General features: G+C 62.3%; 24 protein-coding genes. 7 read left to right on the top strand and 17 right to left on the bottom strand.

Annotated features, from left to right (window positions below; all coding sequences use genetic code 11):
• Nucleotides 1-38: 38 nt before the first annotated feature.
• The 6 genes from HX815_RS12295 to HX815_RS12270 form a co-directional block, all read right to left on the bottom strand.
• A complete protein-coding gene (locus HX815_RS12295) occupies nucleotides 39-1,157 on the bottom strand; it encodes a succinylglutamate desuccinylase/aspartoacylase family protein (protein WP_177028327.1) in 1,119 nt (372 codons plus the stop codon).
• A 145-nt stretch (nucleotides 1,158-1,302) separates the two neighbouring features.
• Nucleotides 1,303-2,556 (bottom strand): OprD family porin, encoded by a 1,254-nt coding sequence (locus HX815_RS12290; RefSeq protein WP_177028326.1) that lies wholly within the window; start codon nucleotides 2,554-2,556, stop codon nucleotides 1,303-1,305.
• A gap of 112 nt (nucleotides 2,557-2,668) precedes the next feature.
• A complete protein-coding gene (locus HX815_RS12285) occupies nucleotides 2,669-4,312 on the bottom strand; it encodes an ABC transporter ATP-binding protein (RefSeq protein ID WP_023658920.1) in 1,644 nt (547 codons plus the stop codon).
• Nucleotides 4,309-5,187, bottom strand: coding sequence for an ABC transporter permease (locus HX815_RS12280; protein ID WP_168197512.1), 879 nt, complete (start codon nucleotides 5,185-5,187; stop codon nucleotides 4,309-4,311). The genes HX815_RS12285 and HX815_RS12280 overlap by 4 nt, the downstream gene beginning before the upstream one ends.
• Nucleotides 5,184-6,125, bottom strand: a complete 942-nt coding sequence (locus HX815_RS12275) for an ABC transporter permease (RefSeq protein ID WP_003208135.1) — start codon at nucleotides 6,123-6,125, stop codon at nucleotides 5,184-5,186. The genes HX815_RS12280 and HX815_RS12275 overlap by 4 nt, the downstream gene beginning before the upstream one ends.
• A gap of 2 nt (nucleotides 6,126-6,127) precedes the next feature.
• Nucleotides 6,128-7,687: an ABC transporter substrate-binding protein gene (locus tag HX815_RS12270; protein ID WP_008437103.1), complete on the bottom strand. Its 1,560-nt coding sequence runs from the start codon at nucleotides 7,685-7,687 to the stop codon at nucleotides 6,128-6,130.
• A 389-nt stretch (nucleotides 7,688-8,076) separates the two neighbouring features.
• Here HX815_RS12270 and HX815_RS12265 point away from each other — a divergent pair, with 389 nt between their 5' ends.
• Together HX815_RS12265 and HX815_RS12260 are read left to right on the top strand one after the other, a co-directional pair.
• Nucleotides 8,077-8,991, top strand: a complete 915-nt coding sequence (locus tag HX815_RS12265; RefSeq protein WP_003208132.1) for a LysR substrate-binding domain-containing protein — start codon at nucleotides 8,077-8,079, stop codon at nucleotides 8,989-8,991.
• Nucleotides 8,992-9,016: 25 nt separating this feature from the next.
• The gene (locus HX815_RS12260) at nucleotides 9,017-10,447 is read left to right on the top strand and encodes a serine hydrolase (protein ID WP_177028325.1); all 1,431 of its coding nucleotides are present in this window, start codon (nucleotides 9,017-9,019) and stop codon (nucleotides 10,445-10,447) included.
• On the opposite strand, the gene nadE is transcribed toward HX815_RS12260, so the two are convergent.
• Genes nadE through HX815_RS12245 form a run of 3 tightly spaced genes read right to left on the bottom strand, consistent with a single transcriptional unit; the run spans nucleotide 10,427 to nucleotide 13,128 of the window.
• Complete coding sequence (nadE, locus tag HX815_RS12255; protein WP_177028324.1) at nucleotides 10,427-11,242, bottom strand: ammonia-dependent NAD(+) synthetase; 816 nt, start codon at nucleotides 11,240-11,242, stop codon at nucleotides 10,427-10,429. The genes HX815_RS12260 and nadE overlap by 21 nt on opposite strands.
• A 1-nt stretch (nucleotide 11,243) precedes the next feature.
• Complete coding sequence (gene pncB, locus HX815_RS12250) at nucleotides 11,244-12,470, bottom strand: nicotinate phosphoribosyltransferase (RefSeq protein ID WP_003208126.1); 1,227 nt, start codon at nucleotides 12,468-12,470, stop codon at nucleotides 11,244-11,246.
• Nucleotides 12,471-12,480: 10 nt separating this feature from the next.
• On the bottom strand, nucleotides 12,481-13,128 hold the full coding sequence (locus HX815_RS12245; protein WP_177028323.1) for a nicotinamidase: 648 nt from the start codon (nucleotides 13,126-13,128) through the stop codon (nucleotides 12,481-12,483).
• A 147-nt stretch (nucleotides 13,129-13,275) separates the two neighbouring features.
• On the opposite strand from HX815_RS12245, the gene HX815_RS12240 reads away from it, so the two are divergent.
• Nucleotides 13,276-13,983, top strand: a complete 708-nt coding sequence (locus tag HX815_RS12240) for an NUDIX hydrolase (protein WP_008437074.1) — start codon at nucleotides 13,276-13,278, stop codon at nucleotides 13,981-13,983.
• A 163-nt stretch (nucleotides 13,984-14,146) separates the two neighbouring features.
• Here the strand turns inward: HX815_RS12240 and HX815_RS12235 are convergent, their stop codons facing one another.
• Complete coding sequence (locus tag HX815_RS12235; RefSeq protein WP_003208119.1) at nucleotides 14,147-14,920, bottom strand: L-iditol 2-dehydrogenase; 774 nt, start codon at nucleotides 14,918-14,920, stop codon at nucleotides 14,147-14,149.
• Nucleotides 14,921-14,942: 22 nt separating this feature from the next.
• Nucleotides 14,943-16,253, bottom strand: a complete 1,311-nt coding sequence (locus HX815_RS12230) for a sugar ABC transporter substrate-binding protein (RefSeq protein WP_177028322.1) — start codon at nucleotides 16,251-16,253, stop codon at nucleotides 14,943-14,945.
• Nucleotides 16,254-16,467: 214 nt separating this feature from the next.
• Between HX815_RS12230 and HX815_RS12225 the strand changes: the two genes are divergently transcribed.
• The 3 genes from HX815_RS12225 to HX815_RS12215 all read left to right on the top strand — a co-directional run bounded on the left by HX815_RS12225 (nucleotide 16,468) and on the right by HX815_RS12215 (nucleotide 19,588).
• The gene (locus HX815_RS12225; protein WP_177028321.1) at nucleotides 16,468-17,418 is read left to right on the top strand and encodes an AraC family transcriptional regulator; all 951 of its coding nucleotides are present in this window, start codon (nucleotides 16,468-16,470) and stop codon (nucleotides 17,416-17,418) included.
• 155 nt (nucleotides 17,419-17,573) lie between these two features.
• A complete protein-coding gene (locus HX815_RS12220; protein ID WP_032899590.1) occupies nucleotides 17,574-18,530 on the top strand; it encodes a nucleoside-specific channel-forming protein Tsx in 957 nt (318 codons plus the stop codon).
• Between the two features lie 20 nt (nucleotides 18,531-18,550).
• Entirely contained in the window at nucleotides 18,551-19,588 is a 1,038-nt protein-coding gene (locus HX815_RS12215; protein WP_177028320.1) for a purine nucleoside permease, read from the top strand.
• A 126-nt stretch (nucleotides 19,589-19,714) separates the two neighbouring features.
• Here HX815_RS12215 and HX815_RS12210 read toward each other — a convergent pair whose 3' ends face one another.
• From HX815_RS12210 to HX815_RS12200, 3 genes are all read right to left on the bottom strand, one after another.
• Nucleotides 19,715-20,674, bottom strand: a complete 960-nt coding sequence (locus tag HX815_RS12210) for a zinc-binding alcohol dehydrogenase family protein (RefSeq protein ID WP_177028319.1) — start codon at nucleotides 20,672-20,674, stop codon at nucleotides 19,715-19,717.
• 30 nt (nucleotides 20,675-20,704) lie between these two features.
• Nucleotides 20,705-20,878, bottom strand: a complete 174-nt coding sequence (locus HX815_RS12205; RefSeq protein ID WP_003208108.1) for a DUF1427 family protein — start codon at nucleotides 20,876-20,878, stop codon at nucleotides 20,705-20,707.
• Between the two features lie 89 nt (nucleotides 20,879-20,967).
• A complete protein-coding gene (locus HX815_RS12200; RefSeq protein WP_008437064.1) occupies nucleotides 20,968-21,732 on the bottom strand; it encodes a helix-turn-helix domain-containing protein in 765 nt (254 codons plus the stop codon).
• Between the two features lie 116 nt (nucleotides 21,733-21,848).
• On the opposite strand from HX815_RS12200, the gene HX815_RS12195 reads away from it, so the two are divergent.
• Nucleotides 21,849-22,091 carry a DUF6555 family protein gene (locus HX815_RS12195; protein ID WP_003208104.1) on the top strand — a complete coding sequence of 81 codons (243 nt, stop codon included), beginning with the start codon at nucleotides 21,849-21,851 and terminating at the stop codon, nucleotides 22,089-22,091.
• Nucleotides 22,092-22,208: 117 nt separating this feature from the next.
• Here the strand turns inward: HX815_RS12195 and HX815_RS12190 are convergent, their stop codons facing one another.
• From HX815_RS12190 to HX815_RS12180, 3 genes are all read right to left on the bottom strand, one after another.
• Nucleotides 22,209-22,379 carry a metallothionein gene (locus HX815_RS12190; protein ID WP_177028341.1) on the bottom strand — a complete coding sequence of 57 codons (171 nt, stop codon included), beginning with the start codon at nucleotides 22,377-22,379 and terminating at the stop codon, nucleotides 22,209-22,211.
• A gap of 101 nt (nucleotides 22,380-22,480) precedes the next feature.
• Nucleotides 22,481-22,936 carry a DMT family transporter gene (locus HX815_RS12185; RefSeq protein WP_003208100.1) on the bottom strand — a complete coding sequence of 152 codons (456 nt, stop codon included), beginning with the start codon at nucleotides 22,934-22,936 and terminating at the stop codon, nucleotides 22,481-22,483.
• Nucleotides 22,937-22,940: 4 nt separating this feature from the next.
• Complete coding sequence (locus HX815_RS12180) at nucleotides 22,941-23,426, bottom strand: DMT family transporter (RefSeq protein WP_026078275.1); 486 nt, start codon at nucleotides 23,424-23,426, stop codon at nucleotides 22,941-22,943.
• Nucleotides 23,427-23,442 lie beyond the last annotated feature (16 nt).

The following is a 23,442-nucleotide window of genomic DNA, read 5'->3' as shown; positions in this document are numbered from 1 at the left end:
CCGCTCCCACATTTTGACCGTATTCCATAGCTGGCAAATCAGGCGCTGAGTAGCTTGCCGCTGCGAATCGGCGTGGCACCGGACACCCGGCCCAGCGGATCCCCCGGCTTCACAAAGCGCACGTCGCGGCGCATGTACAACACGCCGGTGTTGTGGCTGCAAACCGTGGTGGCCTGCCCACTGTGGGGATCAACGATATCGAACAACGCCTGCCCGGCCTCGATGCGACTGCCCACTGCCGCCCGGTGTACCAGCACCCCGGCGCATGGCGCATAAAACTGTTCGCTGCCGGCCAACGGCGTCGCCGGGTTGCGCAGGGCTGGCAATGGCGGTGGCGTGCCTTCAACCGCGCCCAGGTGGGTCAGGTAATCAATGATCGCCGTGGCGTCATGTTCTGCCAGTTCATAGGACACATCCCGCTGGCCACGATGCTCGACGGTCACCGCCACGCTGCTGTCCGGAATCGGAAACCGATCGCCAAACCGCTCACGCAGGTTGACCCACAGCAGGTACAGCGCCTCATCGAACGAGTTGGCCTGGGAATCGGTGGCCAGCAACGAGGCTTCAGAGCCGATGTAGCGCGCCAGCGGCTCCACGGTCGCCCACACTGCCTCGCCGGTGTACACATGCATCGCCGCTTCGCGGGAGCAGTGCAGGTCCAGCACGATGTCGGCATCGTGGGCCAGCAGCATCAGGGTGCGTTGCAGCGATTGGAATTCGTCCAGCGGCGCCGCGTCCAGCAGACATTCGCCCCAGGCCTGGCGGATCAGTTGGCGGTTGGCGTCGATGTCCTGGCCCAGCAGGTGCTCGATTTTGTCGGCGATTGCCTGGTACGGCACCGGAAAGCCCCGGTTGTAATTACGCCCGCTGCCCAGTTCGAAACGCCCGCTGGGCGCGCCCATGATGTATTGGCTCAGCCCGGTGGGGTTGGCCACGGCCACCAGCACGATTTGCGCATTCAGCCGGTTGGCATTTTCCAGTACTACCAATTGCCGGCGCAGGTGCGCGGCCACCAGCAGCGCCGGGGTTTCGTCGGCATGCAGCGCCGCCTGGATATAGATTTTTCGACTTGCACCCATTGCACCGTAATGCTCACTGTCCACGTGCCTGTGGGTACCTGGTGTCGCTTGCAGCAAGGGGTGTGATTTAAGTTTCATAAACCGGAAATCTCGATATTCGAGTGATGAACGCTGAAGAAATATTAACGAGCCGGCGTGATCGTCTGTAAGGGCGGCCCACACTATCTTGATCTGGTAATCCGATCAGTGTGGGAGCGGGCAACCCCGCTCCCACAGTGGGTGGTTACCAGAGCGCCAGGGTGTAACCCAGCATCACGCGGTTCTCGTTAACGTCGTTGAAGTAGTTGCCTTTGCTCAGCGCGTTGCGCCAGCGCATCGACACGCCCTTGAAGGGCCCGTTCTGCACCACGTAGCCCAGGTCCAGGTCGCGCTCCCACTCGCGGCCTTCGCGGTTGAAGCCGAGCACTTCAGCCGAATCACCCTTGGCGTACTTGATCCCAAACAACAGGCCGGGCAAGCCGAGATCGGCGAAGTTGTAGTCGTAGCGGGCGTGCCAGGCTCGCTCCTTGGTTTGGGTGAAGTTGCTGAACTGGTACTCGGTGAACAGGTAGGTGATGGAGCCGTCCAGGTAGGTAAACGGCGTGGTGCCGTATTGCTGCTGGAAGCCGCCGCCGATGCTGTGGCCGCCGTACTGGTAGGTCAGGCGGCTGCTCAAGGCGCTGTTGTCGACCTTGCCCGCCAGGCCCGCGCCGTCCTTGTCCGACTTGAAGTAGCGCACGTCGGTTTTCAGCGTGCCCGGCCCCAGGCCGAAGTTGTTCTTGAAGCCCACGTATTGCTGCTGGTAGATGCTGTCCAGCGCCGCGAAGTGGTAGCTGAGCAAGGTGTTTGGGGTCAGCGAGTAGTCGCCACCGGCAAAGCGGAACTGGTCGCTCAGGGCGGTGCTCTTGTAGACCTTGCTCACCGTGGTCAGCTTCATGTCTTCGTAGTTGGTGGAGTCACGGTCCTTGGCCTGGTCGATCTGCCCGAGGGTGATTTTCAGGTTGCTGATGTCGTTGGACACCAGCTGGGTGCCGCTGAAGGACTGCGGAAACAGACGGCTGGTGTTGGGTTGCAGGATCGGAAGGTCCGGCACCAGGTAGCCCACACGCAGCTCGCTTTTGGCGAAGCGGGCCTTGGCGGTCACCCCAAGCTTGGAGTACTCGTCGGAGACATTCTTGTCGCTGTCACGCTGCAGCAAACCGGTGCCGGACAGCCCCGGGCTGGAGTCGAGTTTCACCCCCAGCATGCCGGTCAGGTCCAGGCCGAAGCCCACGGTGCCTTCGGTGAAACCGGACTTGATACCGAGGATAAAACCTTGGGCCCACTCGGCGCGCATCGACTGGGAAGCGGCCTCGCGGTAGTCACGGTTGAAGTAGTAGTTCTTCAAGTCCAGCGTACCGCTGCTGTCCTTGATGAAGTCTGCATGGGCCAGTGACGGGACCAGCCCGCTGCTGACAACGCCGACGCCGGTGATGAGTTGAGTCAGGGATTTTTTCATTTTTTTAGCTCCTGGCAGTGGGGTGGGGGTTGGTGTTTTTATTGTTCTTCGGGCATGGCTTCGCCGTTCGCGCAAATCGGCGATTTGCGCGGCGGGTGACGTCAGTCCTGGGTTACAGCGCTAGCGGTACGGGGCCCTGGCGGATGCGGTAGCCACCGTTTTCAAGTTTCTCCAAGGGGCTGGCGGCGGCCAGCAGCTTGCGGGTGTAGGGGTGCTGCGGGCGGTCGAAGATCTCGTCGCGGGCACCCATTTCCACCACCCTGCCCTCGCTCATCACCGCCACCCGGTGGGCGATGCGTTCCACCGCCGCCAGGTCGTGGGAGATGAACAGGCAGGCAAAGCCGTACTGCGCCTGCAGGCGTTCGAACAGCTCGAGGATCTGCTTCTGGATGGTCATGTCCAACGCCGAGATCGGCTCATCGGCAATCACCAGTCGCGGGTGCCGCACCAGCGCCCGGCCAATGGCCACCCGTTGACGCTGGCCACCGGACAACTGGTGCGGGAAGCGGTCGACAAACTGTTCCGCCAGGCCGATGTCCACCAGGGTTTTCGCCACCCGCTCACGACGCTGCGCGGGCGTCATGCCGGGCACATGGCGCAGGGGTTCGGCGAGGATGTCGCCAATCTTCATGCGCGGGTCGAGGGACGAATACGGGTCCTGGAAAATCATCTGGCATTGCAGGCGATGGTCACGGTTGCCAGCCTTGAGAATGTCCACGCCCTCAAACTCGATGGCACCGGAACACGGGCTGTTCAGGCCGACAATCGCCCGGCCGAGGGTGGTCTTGCCCGAGCCGCTGCCGCCCACCAGCGCCAGGGTTTCCCCCGGGGCGATGGACAGGTTGGCCGAATGCACCACCCGCTTGAACTGGCTGCGGCCCCACAGGCTGCGCGGCCCCGGGTGCTCGATGCACACGTCCTTGACCGTCAGCAACGGCCGGTCCGCCTTGGGCAAGGCTGCCAGGGTGCCGCGCCGCGGCAGGGCCTCGAGCAGTTGCCGGGTGTACTCGGCCTTGGGCGCCAGCAGGATCTGCTCGATGGTGCCCTGCTCCACCGCGCGGCCTTCGCGCATCACCACCACTTTGTCGGCGTAGCGCGCCACCAGCGACAGGTCGTGGCTGATAAACAGGATCGCCGTGCCCTGCTCGCGCGTAAGGTCGAGCATCAGTTTCAACACGTCCAGTTGCGCCAGGCAATCCAGGGCCGTGGTGGGCTCGTCGGCAATCAGCAAGGCCGGGCGCAGCAGCATCACCGAGGCGAGCATGATGCGCTGGCGCATGCCGCCGGAGAACTCGTGGGGAAACGCCGCCAGGCAACGCTCGGCGTCCTTGATGCCGATATGCCCGAGCATCTCCAGGCTGCGCTCGCGGATCTGCGCATCGCTCAGCCTGGTGTGCAGGCGCAGGCCCTCGGCCATTTGCTCGCCGATGCTCATGGACGGGTTGAGGGACACCATGGGTTCCTGGAACACCATGCCGATCTTCGCCCCGCGCAACTGGCGCAATTGCTCCGGCGCAAGGCTGCCCAGGTCATGGCCCTGGAAACGCACCTGGCCGCTGCATTGCTCAAGCGGCGGTGGCAGCAGGCCGATGGCGGCGCGGGCGGCCATGGTCTTGCCGCTGCCGGACTCGCCCACCAGCGCCACGATTTCGCCGGGGGCGATGGTGAAGCTCAGGTCATTGACCGCCAGCGGGCCGTTGGCCCCCACGCGGATTTTCAGCTTGTCGACTGCCAGAAGGATGTCAGTCATGGTCATTTACTCATCCGCGGGTCGAGACGATCGCGCAAGGCATCGCCACACAGGTTGAACGCCAGCAACGCCATGGCGATGCAGACACCGGGAAACAGCCCCAGCCAGCTGGCCGTGGCGATATACGGCCGGCTGGCGGCGAGCATGTTGCCCCAGGTGGCGGCCGGCGGCGGGACGCCCAGGCCGAGGAAGCTCAGGGAGCTTTCCGCCAGAATCGCCCAGCCGAACATACTGGTGGCCAGCACGCACACCGGCGCCACGCAGTTCGGCGCGATGTGCCGCAGCATGGTGTACAGCTCGGAGTTACCGATCACCCGCGAGGCTTCGACAAACTCTTTCTCGCGCAACGACAACACCGTGCCGCGCACCACCCGCACCACCGACGGTGTGTAGGCCAGGCTCAAGGCAAACACGATGCCGTACAGGCTCGGGCCGATGATCGCCATCAAGCCCAGGGCCAGCAGGATCCCGGGAAACGCCAGCAACGCATCGTTGACCATCATCAAGCCCCGGTCGACCCAGCCCCGCAGGAACCCGGCCAGCAGGCCCAGTACCGTGCCGGCGGTGATCGCCAGCGTCACCGTCAACACACTCACCCACAGGCTGGTGTGCGCGCCGATCATCAGGCGGCTCAGCACGTCGCGACCGTACTCGTCAGTGCCCAGCCAGTGCGCGGCGGTGGGCGCCTGCAAGCGCGCCAGCAGGTTCAAGGCCAACGGGTCATGGGGCGTCCAGACCAGGCCCAGCAAGGCCATGATCAACAACAAGGCCAGCAGCAGCGCACCGATCAGCGCGTTCAGCGGCGGCACACGCCAGGCCCTGGGGGCACGCGCCGGTGCCGGCAACAGCACCTCGGGTGCGACAGGTAGAGGCTTATTCATAACTTAACCCTGGGGTCGAAGAGCGGGTACAGCAGGTCCACCAACAGGTTGACCAGCACATAAACAAAGGTCACCAGCAGCAGGCAGCCTTGCAGCACGGGGTAGTCCCGGGCGTAGATGGCGTCGACCATCAGCCGGCCGATACCTGGCAGGGTGAACACGGTTTCGAGCACCGCGATGCCGCTGAGCAGGTTGCCGAGGATCAGGCCGATCAGGGTCAGGGTCGGTGCAAACGAGTTGCGCAGCGCATGGCGCCACAACACCGCCCGCTCCGACAAACCCTTGGCGCGGGCATGGGTGATGTATTCCAGGCGCAGCACTTCAATTGCACTGGCCCGGGCCATGCGGGTGATCGCGCCGAGTTCCACCAACGTCAGCGTGACAATCGGCAGCACGATAAAACTCAAGGCCTGCCACGGCGATTGGCCGAATGACACGTAACCCACCACCGGCAGCCAGCCGAGCTTGATGCCGAACGCGTAGAGCAACAGCAGGCCCAGCCAGAAACTCGGGATCGACAGCAACAGGGTCGCGGTGGAGACCACGCCAAAGTCCAGGGAACTGTTCTGTTTCCACGCCGAGAGCAAGCCCGCCGGTACCGCAATCAACGCCGCGAGCAACACCGAGACCAGCACGATCCCGGCACTCACCTGGAAGCGGTCAAGGATCAGCGGCAACACCGCTTCATTGGTGGTGATGGAATGCCCGAGGTCGCCGCTGAGCACCGCCTTGAGCCAGATCACAAACTGCAGCGGCAGCGGCTGGTCCAGGCCCAGGGACGCACGGGCGACCTCCAGGCTGTGGGCATCGGCCATGTCGCCGAGCATCAGCAGCGCCGGATCACCGGGCACCAGGCGGATGATCGCGAACACCATCAGCGAGATCAGCAGCAAAGTCGGGATCGACATCGCCAGCCGTTGAAAGATGAAACGCAACATCCTCAGTTACTCCCGGTCGCAGGCACGCTGACGGTCCACAGGCGCGGCTTGGACACCGGCCAGGTGCGCAGGCCTTTGACGTAATCACGGCTGGCGGCGATGGCGTTGCCGTTGTACATCGGGATCATCGGCACGTCCTTGAGCATCTGCTGATGCAGTTGGTCGAACAGCGCCTGGCGCTTGCTGATATCGCCTTCGCGCTGGGCTTCACGCAGCCATTCCTGGGCCTGGGGGTTGTCCCAGACCTTGCGCGCTTCCTTGTCCTTGTCGCCGGTCATCGAGTCGAAACTCAGGGCCGGGTCAAGGCGTTCGGAATACGGGAACGCCATCATCTGGTAGTTGCCGGTCTGGTAGCGCTCCAGCTGGGTGCCCCACTCCAGGGTTTCCAGTTCCAGGTTGATGCCGCTGGCCTTGGCCATGGCTTGCACGAACACGCCCATGTCGAAGATCGCGGCGTAGCGCTTGTTGACGATCAGTTTGATTGGCTGGCCTTTATAGCCAGCTTCCCGCAGCAGTTGGGCGGTCTTGGCCGGGTCGAAATCGAAGCCCTGGTTCTCGATTGCCTGGTGGTAGTGGCTGCCACTGGCGACCATCGAATTGTTGGCCTGGGAACGGCCACCGGTCAGGGCGGCGACGATTTGTGCGGAGTCCAGCGAATGGGCGATGGCCTGGCGCAGGCGCACATCTTTGAGCAAGGGGTCGCGGGTCTGGAACAGCAACGCGTTGACTGACATGGTGCCGCTGGAGGTGACCTTGATGCCGGGGTTGGCAGCCAGTTCGGTGGCGTCCAGCGGCGTGACGTCAATCAGCAGGTCGACGTTCTTCGACAGCAAGGCCGCCTTGGCCGCCGCCGGGTCCGGGATCACCAGCAGGCGCACGCGGTCGAGGGTTGTGTTTTTATTGCCGGTGTAGCCATCCGGCTCTTTCTCGTCCCGCGGGGTGTAGTTGGCGTTGCGCAGCAGGTCGATGTATTGGCCGGGCTTCCACTCGCCCAGGCGGAACGGGCCGGTGCCGATGGGGGCTTTCCACTGGCCGTCGACCACCGAGTCGGGGTGCAGGATGCCGCTGCCACCGCATTCCGGCAGCGCGGTGCTGGTGAGGAACAGGCCGTTGGGCTTGTCCAGGGTAAACACCACGGTGAGTGGGTCCGGGGCGCTCATGTCGACGATTTTCGCGCCGCCATGGCCGTCGAATTCAGGGGCGCAGCGCCATTGGGTTTTCGGGTCGAGGTAGTGTTTCCAGGTCCACAGCACTTCGGCGGAGGTCAGTGGCGCACCGTTCTGGAACTTGACCCCGTTGCGCAGGTGGAAGGTGTAGCGCAGGCCGTCGTCGGACACCTGCACGTCTTTGGCCAGCAGCGGGCCGACGGTGGCATCTTCACGGAAGGCCACCAGTCCTTCGGTAATGTGCAAGATGACGGCGTCGGAATTGGTGTCACGGTTGACGCCTGGCTCGGTGCTGCGAATGTCGGCGTTCAACGCGACTTTCAATAGATTCTCGGCGTGGGCAGTGCCCACCAGCGCGGCGGACAAGGCGCCAGCCAGGAATAAAGTCTTGTTCATGATAAATGCACCTTGAATGATCCTTACGCTTGGGTTCGGACGCTGGCAGGACCCAAAAAGAGGCACGGCCGAACACCTGAATAGTTGTTGTTGTTTTAGTCGCTGATTACGGTTTGCGAATGTTCCTGGACCGATCTTATTCGCCACCCGATCAACTTGAGAAGAACGCTCCGAGTGATCGGGCTCGGTTTATCCGATCATCAACCGTCCGTGGGTTGCCCTGGCCTTACCGTACCGAGAAATCAGGGCCTTGAGCTGGAAAAGATGGGGTTTTCCTGATCAAAAATAATGATCGCGATCATCCAGACCGATCTGTGCTCACCTATAGTCATCAGATAAGCTGGCTGGCATTCAATGGTTTAAATGCAGCACTGAGCGAGCCCACCGTCATGACCCTCACCCATCTTCGCGCGTTCTGCTCCGTGGTTGAAAAAGGCAGCTTCCGCTCGGCCGCACGCCAGTTGGATGTGGCCCAAAGCACATTGACCCAGTCAATCCAGACCCTCGAAAAGGAACTCGGGGTGGTGCTGCTGCAACGCTCCAACCAAGGCATCAACCTGACCCCGGCCGGCGAGGTGTTCCTGGCCCGTGCCCGTTCCATCACTCTCGACTGCGAACGTGCCCTGCTCGACCTGCAACCCTGGAAAGGCGAGCCCGAAGGCCATATCGCCCTGGGCGTCACCTCCGAACCCTTGGCCGAATTGCTGCTGCCGGTACTGAGCAACTTCACCCAGCGCTTCCCGCGCATGCAGGTGCACGTGGCCAGCGGCACCACCAAGGGCCTGGTGGAAAAAGTCCGCGATGGCCGCCTGGATTTCGTCTTGTGCCCGCTGGCGCCCAACGTGGCCGATATCGACCTGGCCATCGACCGCCTCTACAGCTCAAACGCCGGCATCATTGCGCGCAAGGGCCACCCGCAGGCCCACGCAAAATCCGTGCAAGCCCTCACCGACTGCCAGTGGATCAGCGTACGCCCGGCCGGCGTAGTGGGCGGCGCGGAGAACCGCTTGATCGAGCTGTTCCGTACCCAGGGCCTGGCGCCGCCAAAGATTGCGATCACCACTGATTCGTTGCTGGAAACCCTGCACATCGTTTCGGAAACCGATTACCTGACCATCGAACCGCGCATGCTGCCGGGGATGAAGCTGTTCTCCAGCGCCCTGACCACCATCGCCATCGAAGAACCGCTGGCGACCCGCGATGTATGCCTGATCAGCCGCCGTTCGTCGCCGCTCACCAGCGTCAGCCAGGAACTGACCAGCATGCTGATTTCCTATTCGCGGCTGGTGCACCGCAGCCGTTGATTTCCCTCCCCCTACGAGCCTGTTTATGCCCATGTCCTACGATGGTTTGTCCCGCGCCAGCGCCAGCAGCGTCGGCGTTGATCCCGAGCACCTGATTGCCTTTCTCGATGAAGTGAAAGCGGCCGGCCTCGACCTGCAAGGCCTGATGCTGCACCGCCACGGCCACGTGGTCGCCGAAGGCTGGAGCTGGCCGGTGGACCCCAACGAGCCGCGGGTATTGCACTCGGTGGCCAAGAGCTTCACCGCCTGCGCCATTGGCCTGGCCGTGGATGAAGGCTTGCTGAAACTGGATGACCGGCTGGTGGCGTTCTTTGCGGAGTGTGTGCCGGTGGATGCCGACCCGCGCCTGGCGGACATGACCGTAGAACACCTGCTGACCATGCGCACCGGCCACGCCGCCAATACCTCGGGTTCAGTGTGGCGGGGTATCGAGACCAGCTGGATTGCCGAGTTCTTCAAGATACCGCTGGCCTATGCACCGGGCACCACCTACGTCTATACGAGTGCGGCCAGCTACATGCTCTCGGCGCTGATCAACAAGGTCACCGGGCAAACCTTGCACGCGTACCTCAAGCCCCGGCTGTTTGTACCGCTGGATATCCATAATGAAAGCTGGGACATCGGCCCCGATGGCGTGAATCCCGGCGGCAATGGCTTGAAGGCGCCGACCTCGGCCATGCTCAAGCTGGGTGTGCTGCATGCACAAGGCGGCGTGTGGGATGGCAAGCAGGTTCTACCGGCGGCCTGGGTTGCAGCGGCCACCCGGCCACAAGGCGGGCCGGACAGCCGCTACGGTTATCACTGGATGATGAAACCGGCACACGCCTTCAGCGCTGTCGGGGTGTTTGTGCAGATGGCGATGGTGTTCCGCGAGTACGGTGCAACGCTGGTGGTGATCGGCGGGATGAAGAATTCGGCGGAGCTGATTCCGTTTGTCGAGCGGCATTTTCCGGCGGCGTTTGGCGATGATTGCACGGTCAAACCCGAAGCGGATGCACGGTTGGAGCAACGTCTGGCGAGCATGGCACAGCGGCCTGAGTTGCTTTCAGCGTGTGCAGGGCCGAGAGATTTCACGGGCGTGTATCAGGTAGAGCCCAACGGGCTGGATGTGCAGCAATTGGCGTTCGCCGTCGAAGGCAATGTACTGCGCTTCCAACTGACCGACAGCAAGGCGACTCATGCCCTAGAGGTGGGGATTGATCACTGGATCGCCGGCACCACCAACATGCCGGGCCGGGCGTTGCACCACGGTTATGAGTTCAAGGATGCGCAGATCGTTGCCGGCGCGCGCTGGCTGGATACCGGGACGCTGGAGATGACCTGGATCTACCCGCAAACCGCGTTTCGCGATCGGGTGGTATGCGGGTTTGACGGTGACCGCGTGAGTGTGGCGCGTACGGTCAACGTCAACAGTGCCGGGAAGGAACAGGAAGTCTTAGTCGGGAACAGCCGGTAATGCTCGCTTGTGGGCGGTCTTGAGGTAGGCGCTCTCGACAATCGCCCTCACCCGCTCACTCACTGCCTCGCCCATCAGGTAGCGGTCGATCTCGTCATAGCTGCAGCCATACGCCAACTCATCCGGCTTGCCCGGTGCCAGTTCTTCCAGGTCGGCAGTCGGTGCCTTGGCCACCAACTGCCGTGGCCCGCCAAGGGCGCTGGCCAGCAGGCGCACCTGGGTCTTGGTCAGCCCTGAGAGCGGCGCCAGGTCGCAGGCGCCGTCACCGAACTTGGTAAAAAATCCCATCAGCGCCTCCGCGCCATGGTCGGTGCCCACCACCAGGCCGTTGTGCAGGTTCGCCACGGCGTACTGCGCCATCATCCGCGCCCGGGCCTTGACGTTGCCCTTGATAAAGTCGATGCGTTCAGCGCTGGCTTGCGCGGCAGACAGGCTGCCCATCAGCCCGTCGACGCAGGCGACGATGTTCAGCGTCTCGATCCGGTCCGGTGCGATAAAGTCCAGGGAAGCCTGGGCGTCGCGCTCGTCCGCCTGGGTTTTATAGGGCAGGCGCATGGCAATAAACCGCGCCTCGTAGCCTTCGTTGCGCAGTTGTTCCACTGCCAGTTGGCACAGCCGCCCGGCGGTCAGTGAGTCGACACCGCCACTGATGCCCAGCACCAGCGCACGGCAGCCGGACTGGCGCAAGGTGCCCTTGATGAAGTCGATGCGCCGTTGCAGCTCAGCGCCCTCGCCTCCCTTGCCGAGCAGCCGGTTGATCTTCAGTTCTTGTGCGATACGTGCCTGAGTGTCCATGTCACACCCCCAGTTGCGGATTGACGTTGCCGACGTTGAACACCTGCGCCGCATACTGCAGGAACGAGGCGTCTTCGCAGACGTTCTTGATCGGGTCATCGGAGAATTTCACCACCGGCTCGCCGTGCACCCGCACCAGTTTCATCACGATGCTCAGCGGCTCCACTCCGTCGACATCACAGGCCAGGCTGGTGCCCATGCCAAAGCCGAACTTGGCCTTGCCCCGCACGTGCCGCAGGATCGGCAGGCATTTCTCGAAATTCAGGCCATCGGAGAACATCAGGTCCTTGGTCATCGGGTCGATGCCCAGCTCCTTGTAGCGAGCCAACACCTTGTCGGCCCAGACGATCGGGTCACCGGAGTCCTGGCGCAAACCGTCGTACAGCTTGGCAAAGTACAGGTCGAAATCCTTGAGGAAAAAGTCGGTGCTGATGCAGTCGGTCAGGGCGATACCCAAGCGCCCACGGTATTCGCGCACCCAGTTTTCCAGCGCCGCATTCTGGCTTTCCCGCAGCCGCCCCAGTTGCTGGTGCACCATCAGCCACTGGTGGGCCATGGTGCCGATCAGCGGCAGGTCGAATTCGTAGGCCAGGTGTGCATTGCTGGTGCCGATGAACTGGCCGGGAAAGTCGCGGCGCATGATGTCGACCACTTCACGCTGGGCCTTGAACGACAACCGCCGGCGGGTGGAGAAGTCCGAGACACGCAGGTCGGCCAGTTCGTCGCGGGTGAGGTTTTTTTCCAGCCAGTCGAATTTCTGGTAGAGCTTGCGGGTGACGTCTTCGAGGCTGACGTCGGGGTATTTGTCGCGGTTGCGCAGCTCGCTGACCAGGGCCAATACCGGCTGTTCGAACATGATGCAGTGCAGCATCGGGCCGACCACGCGGACGTTCAGTTGGCCGTCGATTTCACTGACGTGGATATAGCGCAGGTTGAAGCGGAACAGCCCCAGGAAGCGCTCGAAATCCGGGGTCAAGTACTCACGGCGCTGGTTGAACAGAAAGCGCAGCTCGCCTTCGCGCATGCTGAGGCCGGCGAGTTTTTCCAGCTCCACCCGCAGCTCGGGAATCAGGTGCCCCAGTTTTTCTCTGGAGCGGACGATGAACTGGTATTCCACATCGACATTCGGGTGCTGGTGCAACACGGCCTGCATCATGGTGAAGGTGTAGTAGTCGGTGTCCAGCAGGCCCTGGATCACAGCGTTTTCGTAGTCGTATGCACTTTCCATGAGGTACTCCTTAACGCGCGGCCATCGCGGCCAGTTCTTCCCGATTGCGGGTAATTACAACGCCTGATTGTTGCAAATGGCTGACCGCCTGCACACCGCCCTCCTCGCTGATGCCACGGCATGCCGGCAGGTGCAGGATCACCTCGAAACCGGCCTTGAGCAGTTGCAAGGCGGTGGTCTTGACGCAGTAGTCCAGGGCCAGGCCGCCGACAATCACACGCTGGATGCCCTGGGCATTGAGGTATTCGATGACGCCGGTAGAGAGTTTGTCGTGGAGGTCGTGGTAGCAGGCGCCGTAGGGATGCAGGTCGGGTTCGACGCCCTTCCAGATGAAGTAGTCGTAGTCATAAGGCGTGGGCAATTCCTCCAACAGGGTGAAACCTTCAGTGCCGGGCACACAGTGGGCGACCCAGGTGACATCGGCATGTACCAGCCCGGTGGGTTGCAGCATCTCGCTGTGCTGTTGCACCACCCAGGGCGCGTGCGGGGTATGGGCGTCCTTGCTGCCGACACGGCGCGCGGCGAGGCTGGCCATGTAATTGAGCTCGGCGCCGATCTGGTCACCGCCAGCGACCGGCAATTCGTTGGGGCACAGCGGTGTGAAGCTCTTCTGGGCGTCAACGTCGAATGAGGCGATAGCGTTCTTAGAGACGGTCATGGTCGTGTTCTCCTGTGGCCTGGATATAAAAGTACACGTCATGTACTTTCATGGCAAGAAACATTTTGTTATCTATCCTGGATCAAGTACACGACATACCCGTTTGATCCGTTAGACTGTGCCCCACCGCTGCCAACAGGACCCGACATGCCAGACCACGCCCCAACCCTTAGCGCCTACCTGCACACCGTGGACTTGTGCGTGCTGTTCTATTGCCGTGCATCCGGGGAACTGAAGATATTGCTCAACCAGCGCGACGCCGAGCCCTTCGCCGGGCACTGGGCCTTGCCCGGTGTAGTGGTGAATGGCGGCGTGCAAGATCTGAGCCTGCAGGATGCCGTGGAGCGGTTGCGGGCCAGTGACAAGGTTGGGTTGCCGCTGGCCTGGTATGAGCAAGTGGGGACGGTGGGCGATGCGTTTCGCGATCCGCGCTGCTGGTCGTCGTCGACCTATTACCTGGCGATCGTGGCTGATGAGGTGGAGCTGGGGGGGCATCAAAAGTGGTGCTCTGTTGATGCCGTGGCGACTGGCGGGGTCAAGCTGCCCTTCGATCACAACGCGATTGTGGCAGCGGTACAGGAAAGGCTGTTTTCCAAGTCGCTGTACAGCAGCTTGCCATTGATGTTTTTGGGCAATGAGTTCAGTGCGCCGGAGGCGACTACGATCTTTTCGCTGGTATTGGCGCGGCCGGTGCTGAAGACCAGTATTCGCCAGCGGTTGCTGAAGTTGACCGAGGCCGGTTTTTTGCGGGAGACGGGGCGCAAGAAGCATGGCGAGGGCGGACGGCCGCAGGCGACAGTGGAGAATCTGAAGCCTGGGGCGGTGTACTTCTTTGATCGCAGCTTTGCCGAATAAGACCAAGCCCCCTTCCCAGGACAATGAAGATCAACTGTGGGAGCGGGCTTGCTCGCGAATGCGGAGTGTCAGTCGCCGGATAGATTGACTGATACACCGCTTTCGCGAGCAAGCCCGCTCCCACCTTTTTTGATCTGCGATGGTTCGAGGAGCTGCGTCCCGCTCAATTCATCCAGTTGCCGCCGTCGACGTTGTAGGTCTGGGCAACCACGTAGTCGGCTTCTTTGGACGCGAGGAAAACCGCCATTCCGGTCAAATCCTCGGCAGTCCCCATCCGCCCAAACGGTACCTCTGCTCCTACGCGCTTTTTCTTCTCGCCCAACGGCAGCCCTTCGTGCTTGGCAAACATCGCGTCCACCCCGTCCCAATGCTCGCCGTCCACCACTCCCGGCGCGATGGCGTTCACGTTGATGCCCTGCTTGATCAGATTCAGCCCCGCCGATTGCGTGAGGCTGATCACCGCCGCCTTGGTCGCGCAGTACACCGCCACCAGAGGCTCACCCCGGCGCCCGGCCTGGCTGGCCATGTTGATGATCTTGCCGCCATGCCCCTGCTTGATCATCTGCCGGGCCGCCGCCTGCAAGGTGAACAACGTACCGGCGACGTTGATCGAGAACAGCCGGTCGAAGCTCTCGCGGGTGATGTCGGTGATGGGCGCCAGGTCGAACAAGGCGGCGTTGTTGATCAAGATGTCGAGCTTGCCGGCCTGCGCCACCACGGCGGCAATCGCGGCATCGATGGACGCCTGGTCGGTGACATCCATCGCCACCGCGTAGGCCTTCGGGCCCAGCTCCGTGGCGGTGGCCCGCGCCCGCTCCAGGTTGATGTCGGCGATGGCGACGGTCGCGCCTTCGTTGATGTAGGCCTGGGCAAACGCCCGGCCAATGCCCCGCGCGCTGCCGGTGACCAGCGCACTTTTACCTTCCAGTCGTTTCATCAATGCAGTGTCCCTGAGGTGATTATTTCGGGTAGCCGGCGCGTTTCATTTCACGCTCGGTGGTGGACTGCGCCTCGGCCAGTGCCTTGTCGACCGTCATGCCGCCGGTGAGCGCTGCCGAAAACAGCTTGCCCACCGAGGTGCCGATGGCCTGGAACTCGGGGATCGTCACGTATTGGATGCCCACGTACGGCACGGGTTTGGCCGACGGGTGCGCGGGGTCGGCGTGTTGCATCATCTGCAAGGTCACCTTGGCGAACGGCGCCGCGGCCAGGTACGCCGCGTTGTAGGTGGACTGGCGCGTGCCCGGCGGTACGTTGGTGATGCCGTCCTTATCCGCTACCAGCTGGATGTATTCCTTGGAGGTGGCCCAGGTGATAAAGGCTCTGGCGGCGTCCTTGTGCTTGGAGGTGGCCGGGATCGCCAGGGACCAGGCGTACAGCCACGACGAACCCTTGTCGGTGACCTCGGTGGGTGCGGCGGCAAAACCCACGCTGTCGGCGACTATGCTTTGGGTTTTGTCGGTGGTGAACGAGCCGGCAACGCTGGCGTCGACCCAGATCGCGCATTTGCCGCTGTTGAACAGCGCCAGGGTTTCGTTGAAACCGTTGCTGGAGACGCCCGGCGGGCCATAGTTTTTCAGGGTGTTGACGTAGAAGTTCGCCGCCGCCGTCCACTCGGGACTGGTCAGCTCGGGTTTCCATTGCTCGTCGAACCAGCGTGCACCAAAGGCGTTGGCCATGGTGCTCAGCAACGCGATGTTTTCACCCCAGCCGGCCTTGCCCCGCAGGCACATGCCGTATTGGTCCTTGGCGGGCTGGTTGAGCTTGGCGGCGAACTCGCCCAGTTGGGTCCAGGTCGGATGCTCGGGCATCGCCAGGCCGGCCTGCTTGAACAGGTCGGTGCGGTAATAAGTGACGGTGCTTTCGCCATAGAACGGCAAGGCGTAGAGGGTGTCGTTCACCGACAGGCCCTGGCGCACGGCGGGGAAGATGTCTTCCAGGTCGTAATCGGCGGGAAGTGGCGTGATCGGCTCCAGCCAGTGTTTGGCACCCCACAGCGGGGTTTCATAGGTGCCGATGGTCAGTACGTCGAATTGGCCGCCCTGGGTCGCGATGTCGGTGGTGAGGCGTTGGCGCAGGACGTTTTCTTCGAGCACCACCCAATTGAGTTTCACCTCGGGGTGCTGCTGTTCGAACACCTTGGACAGGCGCTGCATGCGGATCATGTCACTGTTGTTGACCGTGGCGATGGTCACGGTTTCGGCAGCATGTGCGGCCATCGCGAGCGTGAGGCCGGAGAGCAGGAACAGCGCTTTCGGAATCTTGAGCATGGCGGTTTCCACTTATTGTTTTTGTTGTTGACGGCCCGATTACAGCAGCTTGCCCAAGGCCGGACAAACGACTGGCGGATGCCCGGCTGATACTTTTTTAACCGCATCGCCAAGATCAAAAAAGTATCAGTGGCGGGCAAAACCCGGGGTAGCGGCTACTTGGACAAAGGGCGTATTTTGGTCCCATTCCAAAAAGCCCAGAAGGGCCAAGCCCATGCCTGCAAGCCGATCCGCCCTTTTCGAGCAGCGCCCCGCCGAGCTGGAAGTGATTCTGGCCGAGCCCGAGCATGGCTTTCGCTGGTACGAACATGACTATCCGTTCGAGCTGGCCCGCTGGAACCATCACCCCGAATTCGAAATCCACCTGATCCGCCACGGCAGCGGCAAGCTGGTGGCGGGCGACTATATCGGTGCGTTTGGCGCCGGCCATGTCGCACTGATCGGCCCCGACCTGCCCCACGACTGGATCGGCGACCTGGCCCCCGGCGAGTACCTGACGGGGCGCGATGTGGTGTTGCAGTTCGACGGCGCCGCACTGCTGGCCCTGCGCACCACGCTGCCTGAGCTGGGCGACCTGCAAGGCCTGTTTGACCGGGCCCGGCGCGGCCTGGAATTCACCGGCGAGACGGCACTGAAGGCCGCGCAACTGCTGGAGTCCATCGGCCCTGCTCAGGGGCTCGCGCGCCTGATTCTGTTCATCCAGTTACTGCATACCTTGGGGCAGGCACCCTCCGGGGAAGCCCATTGCCTGGCCAGTGCCTGCTACACGCCAAGCCTGGATGCCCGCAGCTCGGAGCGTATCCACAAGGCCTTCGAATACCTGATGACGGAATTGACCGGCGACCTGCGGCTGTCGGTGATCGCCCAACGGCTGGACATGAGCGAACCGGGCTTCTCGCGTTTTTTCAAGCGCGTCACCGGCCACGGCTTTATCGACCTGATGCGCAAGTTCCGGGTGCAGCGCGCCTGCCGCCTGTTGCTGCAAAGCGAGATGTCAGTGGCCGATATCTGCTTTGAAGTGGGCTACGCCAACCTCTCCAACTTCAACCGGCACTTTCGCATCGAGATGAACCAGACGCCCAGCGAATATCGCCGGGAAACCGCGATGTACCTGTTTAACCGCAATGGCGATCAGGCGCTGCCGTTTACCAAGGCGCATTTTTGACCAAAAGGCCGACTATTTCCCACTTTTCTCAATTCCTTCATGCAATTGACACAAATTGGTACAACCTGTGCAAACGTTTGCGGAACGAACTTGGCAACCAGGTTCACCTCAACCCGAAGAATCGGGCCCCAACCGCGTACGAACAGGGATTTTCAATGCAACCCACTTCCAGACGATCCGCGTCGGCTACCCCTTTTGCTGTTTCCCTGCTACTGGCTGCCGTTACGGGAGTACTCAGCGGACCCATTTTGGCGCAGGAAAAACCCACCGATGACTCAGCACAGGGCGAAGCCCTGGCCCCGGAAGCCAGCCCGTCGAAAAAAGGCGTGTACCTGTCGGACTGGTTCAACCAGGACCTGACGGTGATCGGCAGCAAAGACATCAGCTTCGGCCCCAAACCCGCCGATGACGTGTACCTGGAGTACGAATACTTCGGCCGCAAGGGCCCGTTCGAACTGTATGGCTACGTCGACATCCCGAAGATCTTCGGGATCGGCAACAGCAACGACAAAGGCGCGTGGGACCACGGCTCGCCGGTGTTCATGGAGCACGAACCGCGCATCTCCATCGACTACCTGGCCGGTCGCAGCCTGGCCATCGGCCCGTTCAAGGAATGGTATGTAGCGTTTGACTGGATCTACGACCACGGCAGCAACAAGGACAACCGAGCCAACACCTTGTACAGCGGCCTGGGCACCGACATCGAGACCCACTCGCGGGTCAACCTGTCGGCCAACTTCTATGGCCGTTACCAGTGGGAAAACTACGGCGCCAGCAACGAATACTCATGGGACGGCTACCGTGCGCAGATGAAATACATCGTGCCCATCGGCAGCTTCGACAATGGTGCGTCGCTGACCTATATCGGCTTCACCAACTACGATTTCGGCTCGGATCTGCACAAAGACAACCCCGCGCGCACTGCCAACTCCCTGGTTGCAACAAACGTGCTGTTGTATTCGTTCACTCACCTGCGTTTCACCCTGGTAGGCCGTTACTTCCACAACGGCGGCAACTGGGAAGACGGCAGCGAGCTGAACTTTGGCGACGGCAATTTCCGCGCTCGCTCCAACGGCTGGGGTTACTACGCCGGTGTGGGCTATCAATTCTGAGTGTGAACAAGGAGCAGTAGATGAAGACCTTTACCCGCCTTTCAATCGCCATCGGCCTGGCCGCCGGGGCGCTGTTGCCGCAGGTCGTGCTGGCCGATGCACCGGCCCCGATCAAGCCCAAGGTGATGCTGATCACCATGTTCGCCCCCGAGGCGCAGAACTGGATCGACCGCCTGGAGCTCAAGCAGGAAGTACGCGTGCCGGGCTTGTCGGCCGAGTATCCGGTGATTCGCTGCAACACTCAGGACGTGTGCCTGCTGGTCACCGGCATGGGCCAGACCAACGCCGCCGCCTCGACCCTGGCACTGGCGTTGTCGCCCAAGTTCGACCTGCGCCAGAGCTACTTCCTGATCGCCGGGATTGCCGGGATCAACCCACACCACGGCACCATCGGCACCGCCGCGTGGGCGCATTACCTGGTGGAATTCGGTACCCAGTGGGAACTGGATTCACGGGACGCGCCGAAGGACTGGCCGACCGGCTACATCGGCATCAATACCAAGGGGCCGAACGAGAAGCCGCCACTGGACTACAAGACCGAGGTGTTCGAGCTCAATCCCAAGTTGCAAGCCAAGGCGTTTGCGCTGTCGCAGAAAGTCGAACTCAGTGAAAGCAAGGAGTCCACGGCCTGGCGCAAACACTATCCCTACGCACCGGCCAATCAGCCGCCGCAGGTCACCCAATGCGACACCCTGGCGGGCAATACCTGGTTCTCCGGGACGCGCCTGAGTGAGCGCGCCGAAGTCTGGACCAAGTTGCTGACGGACAATAAAGGCGTGTACTGCACCACCCAGCAGGAAGACAACTCCACCTATGAGGCGTTGCTGCGAGCCAGTCGTGAAGGGTTGGTGGACATCAATCGCCTGGCGGTGGTGCGGGCCGGTTCCGACTTTGATCGGCCGTACCCGGGCTACAGTGAAGTGGACAACCTGTTGAAGTATGCGGACCAGGGCGGATTTGTGCCGGCGCTGGAGAACCTGTACCGCACCGGCAATCCGCTGGTACAGGCGATTCTGAAGAACTGGTCGGCGTGGGAAAAAGGCGTTCCCGAAGCCTGAATAAAGATCAAATGTGGGAGCGGGCTTGCTCGCGAAAGCGCTGGATCAGTGCCGAATGTATTGGCTGACACACCGTATTCGCGAGCAAGCCCGCTCCCACACAAGCCCGCGCCCACAATGAGCGGGTCAGGGCAGGAAGATAATCTTGTCTGCACTGCCCTGGTTCACTTCCTCAAAGCACTGCACGCCTTCAGCCAGCGACACTTCCCGCAAACCGGTCGGCAGCGGCAACAAGTCCTCATCGAAGAACCGCCCGAACTGCTCCAGCATCACCGCGCATTGCTCGCAGTTGTAGAGCAGCGAATTGATCCCCACCACCGAACCACCCTTGCGATACAACGCCAGGGCCGGCAGTTGCACGTGCCCGTCCACCGGCGCGGCGATGATCGCGATACGGCCAAAAGGCGCCAGCGCCGCCACCGCTGCCGGCAACCAGAAGCCGGTGGTGTCAAAGATCACATCGGCGCCCGTACCGAACAGCGCATTAACCTGCCCGCCCAGCGCTTCCGGCTGGCCCAGTAACAAGCCCTCGAAACCCTGCTCGCGCAAGGCCTCGACCTGTTCCGGCCGACGCACGGCCCCGAGCACCTGGGCCCCACGAATCTTCGCCAGGGCCAGTGCCGCACTGCCTACAGCCCCATTGGCACCAATCACCAGCAAGCGCGTGCCTTTGGTTACACCGCTGCGCTCAAGGGCATCCCACGCCGTGGTGTACGGTACGCCGAGACTGGCGGCCTGGGCAAAGCTCAGATGGCTGGGCTTGTGCGCCACGCCCTTGGCCGACACGGTGAGGTACTGGGCGTGGGAACCGTCGGCGAAAAAACCCAGGTCGCGACCGGTGCCCCAGACCTCCTGGCCGACCAGTTCCTGTGGGCCTTCCACCACCACCCCGGCAAAATCACGGCCGGGAATGCGTGGCAACGTGGTGTAGGGGAAACGCCCGAGCACGTTCTTCACGTCGCTGGGGTTCAGCCCGGCAGCCTTGATCTGCACCAGGACTTCACCGGCCGCCGGCACCGGCGTGGCGACATCAACGTAAGCAAGGGCAGCGAGATCGCCGGTGGCGGAAAATTGCAGTGCTTTCATGACCAATATCCATCGAGGTTAAAAAGGGTTTCAGGAGAACCAGGCGCTGACCATTTGCCGGCCCATGGGCCAGAGCTTCTCGCCCATCAGCATGCCCATCAGCCCGATCAGGGCGATGGCAGGAGGCGCAGGCGAGCGAAAGTCCAGGGCACCGTAAATCACGCCGACCAACAGGCCGATGGCCAAGGAAATCAGGTAATTCATGGAACACTCCGCAGCAAGGGTTGAGGCGGTCAGTGTAGGGGGCCTGAAACCGAAGCATCGGCCAAGTGCTTCAGGATTTCGGCCAAGCCTCAGACGGGATACTGCGACGGCGCCATCCCCAGTTCACGGCGAAACATGTCGCTGAAACTGCTCGGCGAATAACCCAGGGAACGGGCGATCGCGCTGACCGACTGGCCCTGGATCAACTCGGCCACGGCGGTGGCCAACTGCACCTGGCGGCGCCACTCGGCAAAGCCCATGCCCAGGCTGTTCTGGAACAGCCGGGCCAGGGTGCGTACGCTGGCGCCGGCGGCTTCGGCGTGCTGTTCAAAGGGAATGTCCAGGGACGGTGACGCCATCACCGCCTGGCAGGCGCTGGTCAGGCGTCGGTCGGCGCCCACGGGCAAGGCAATGCGGATCGGCGAGCGCCGGGCCCGTTGCAATTCCAGCAGGGCCAGGCCGACCACGGCCTCGTAGTAGGCCTGGTCCCCCTTGTCGCCCTGCTCCACCAGCGCCACGATCAGTTCGCGCAGCAGCCCGCCGACCTCGATCACTTGCACCTGGCTGTCCAGGGTCGCTGCCAGCGCCGGGCGCAGGTAGATGTTGCGCATCTGCAAGTCCGACACCACGCGAATCCCATGCTCGACACCCGGCGGCAGCCACACCGCGCGCTGGGGCGGTACTACCAGCGCTTCCTGGGGTGTCTCGACCCACATCACGCCGCTCATGGCATACAGCAACTGGCCCCAATCGTGTTGATGGGGCTCGACATACAATCCGCGCGGATAGGTGCGCGCCAAGGGTTGCACGGGGACGGCGTGATCACTGAGGTCGGGAGGCGCGGCAAGGGCCATGGAAGACACATCGTTCAAGTATGGAGCGCCATGATAAGACGTGAACCGGATGATCCGAGTGAATTTTTACCACCTGCGCAGGGTCACTTAAAGACACAAGGAGGGTTTACGGATCCATGACTAACGCAAAACTTTTCGTGATCGACTACACGCTGCATGGCCAGCCCAAGTCATTCATCATCCGCCTGGAAAAACTCGACAACGCCGAAGCCTGGCATTGGGCGAGCTGCGACGCGGGCGTAGGCCGCATCGGGCGCTTTGCCCGTGAGCAGGTGAAGAAGACGAGCCAGCCCCAGGCCGAGAAATTCGGCATCGAAAACGTGCAATGGCGCCGCTCGGATGCGCGCCCCAGCGCGTGAAACAGTAGGAGCGAGCTTGCTCGCGAAGGTCGTTAACGATGTCGCGGGGCACCTGGTGCCCCGCGTCGCTCTCGGGTGTTTCGCGAGCAAGCTCGCTCCTACAGAAGGCAGCCTGCGTTAGCCGTGCGCCGACTTGGCACACTCGCACCCGGTCGCCGAAGCACAAGGCTCGCCATGGGCATGATGCTCGGCGCAGCCTTGGCAGCAATAGCCCTTGCCATCCTTCATCACCGCAGTTTCCCCCAACTGGCAGTTGCAGTCCTGGCAGGCGCATTTTTTTTCTTGCATGTCTTGCATGGTCAGACTCCTTTTTCGTGGTCGTCCAGGTGCGGCGAACGCCGGCACCTCAAGCAATGACTATAGGCAACGATTCAAGGTTCAAAGGCCCGTCAGTCAGCCCGACGAGCGTTGCTGCGGTACATGAACACCAGGGCCAGCGCGAGGCACAGCATCGCCACGATGCGGCTGCCGGACAGCTCGATCGCCGGGTTGCCGAGCCAGCCGAAGTTATCGATCAGCATGCCCATGCCCAGCTGCCCGACAATCACCGCCACCGTCGCCACTGCCGTGCCGACAATCGGGACCGCGCCGACCATCACCATCATGTACACCACCCCGAACAACGCCCCGGTCAGTTGCCACTTCGGCACGTCCAGCAGGCTGACCGCGTGGGCGGGCTCAAAGAACAGAATCAGCAACCCGGTACTGATCGCCCCCACGACAAAGGTCAGCAGGCTGCTGCGCAATACGCCCACCGCCTGCCCTAGGCGGCCATTGATGGCGGCCTGCACACTCAATACCGCACCGGCGGCCACTACCAATACCAACAACAGAATCAGGTTCATCGCCTTAACCTCGCGCAATCAGAACAAGTGCCACCACAATCAACGCCAGTGCAATCCAGCGCTCCACGTTGACCCGCTTGCGGGCAGTGCCAAACCAGCCGAAGTGGTCGATCAGCACGCTCTTGCCCACCTGGCCCGACAAGATCGCAATCATGGTCATCGCGATCCCGATATGCGGGGTCGCCAGGGTCAGCACCACCACGTACATCGGCCCCAGGAAGCCACCGATCAATTGCCAGCGCGGCAGGTCGGTCAACGCCGGACCCTTTTGCGGGCCGCTGAACAGCAACAGCAGGAACAGGATCGCCGAGCCGACGCCGAAGATGCTCAAGGTCGCCCACAGATGCCCGACCTGCACACCCAACGGGCCCAGCAACCCGGCCTCCACCGACAAGCCCATGCCGGCAAATATCACCAGCGGCAGCAACAGCAATCGAAGAAACGTCTTGGGCCGGGCCTGAGCCACACCCGCCATTGAAGAAGCCTGCATACATCACCTGCGCGTT

It is taken from the genome of Pseudomonas sp. E6002 (assembly GCF_013385565.1).
In the GTDB taxonomy this organism is placed as follows: Bacteria; Pseudomonadota; Gammaproteobacteria; order Pseudomonadales; family Pseudomonadaceae; genus Aquipseudomonas.
The sequence above is the reverse complement of the archived record's forward strand: the minus strand, read 5'-3'. Positions and strand labels throughout refer to the sequence as shown.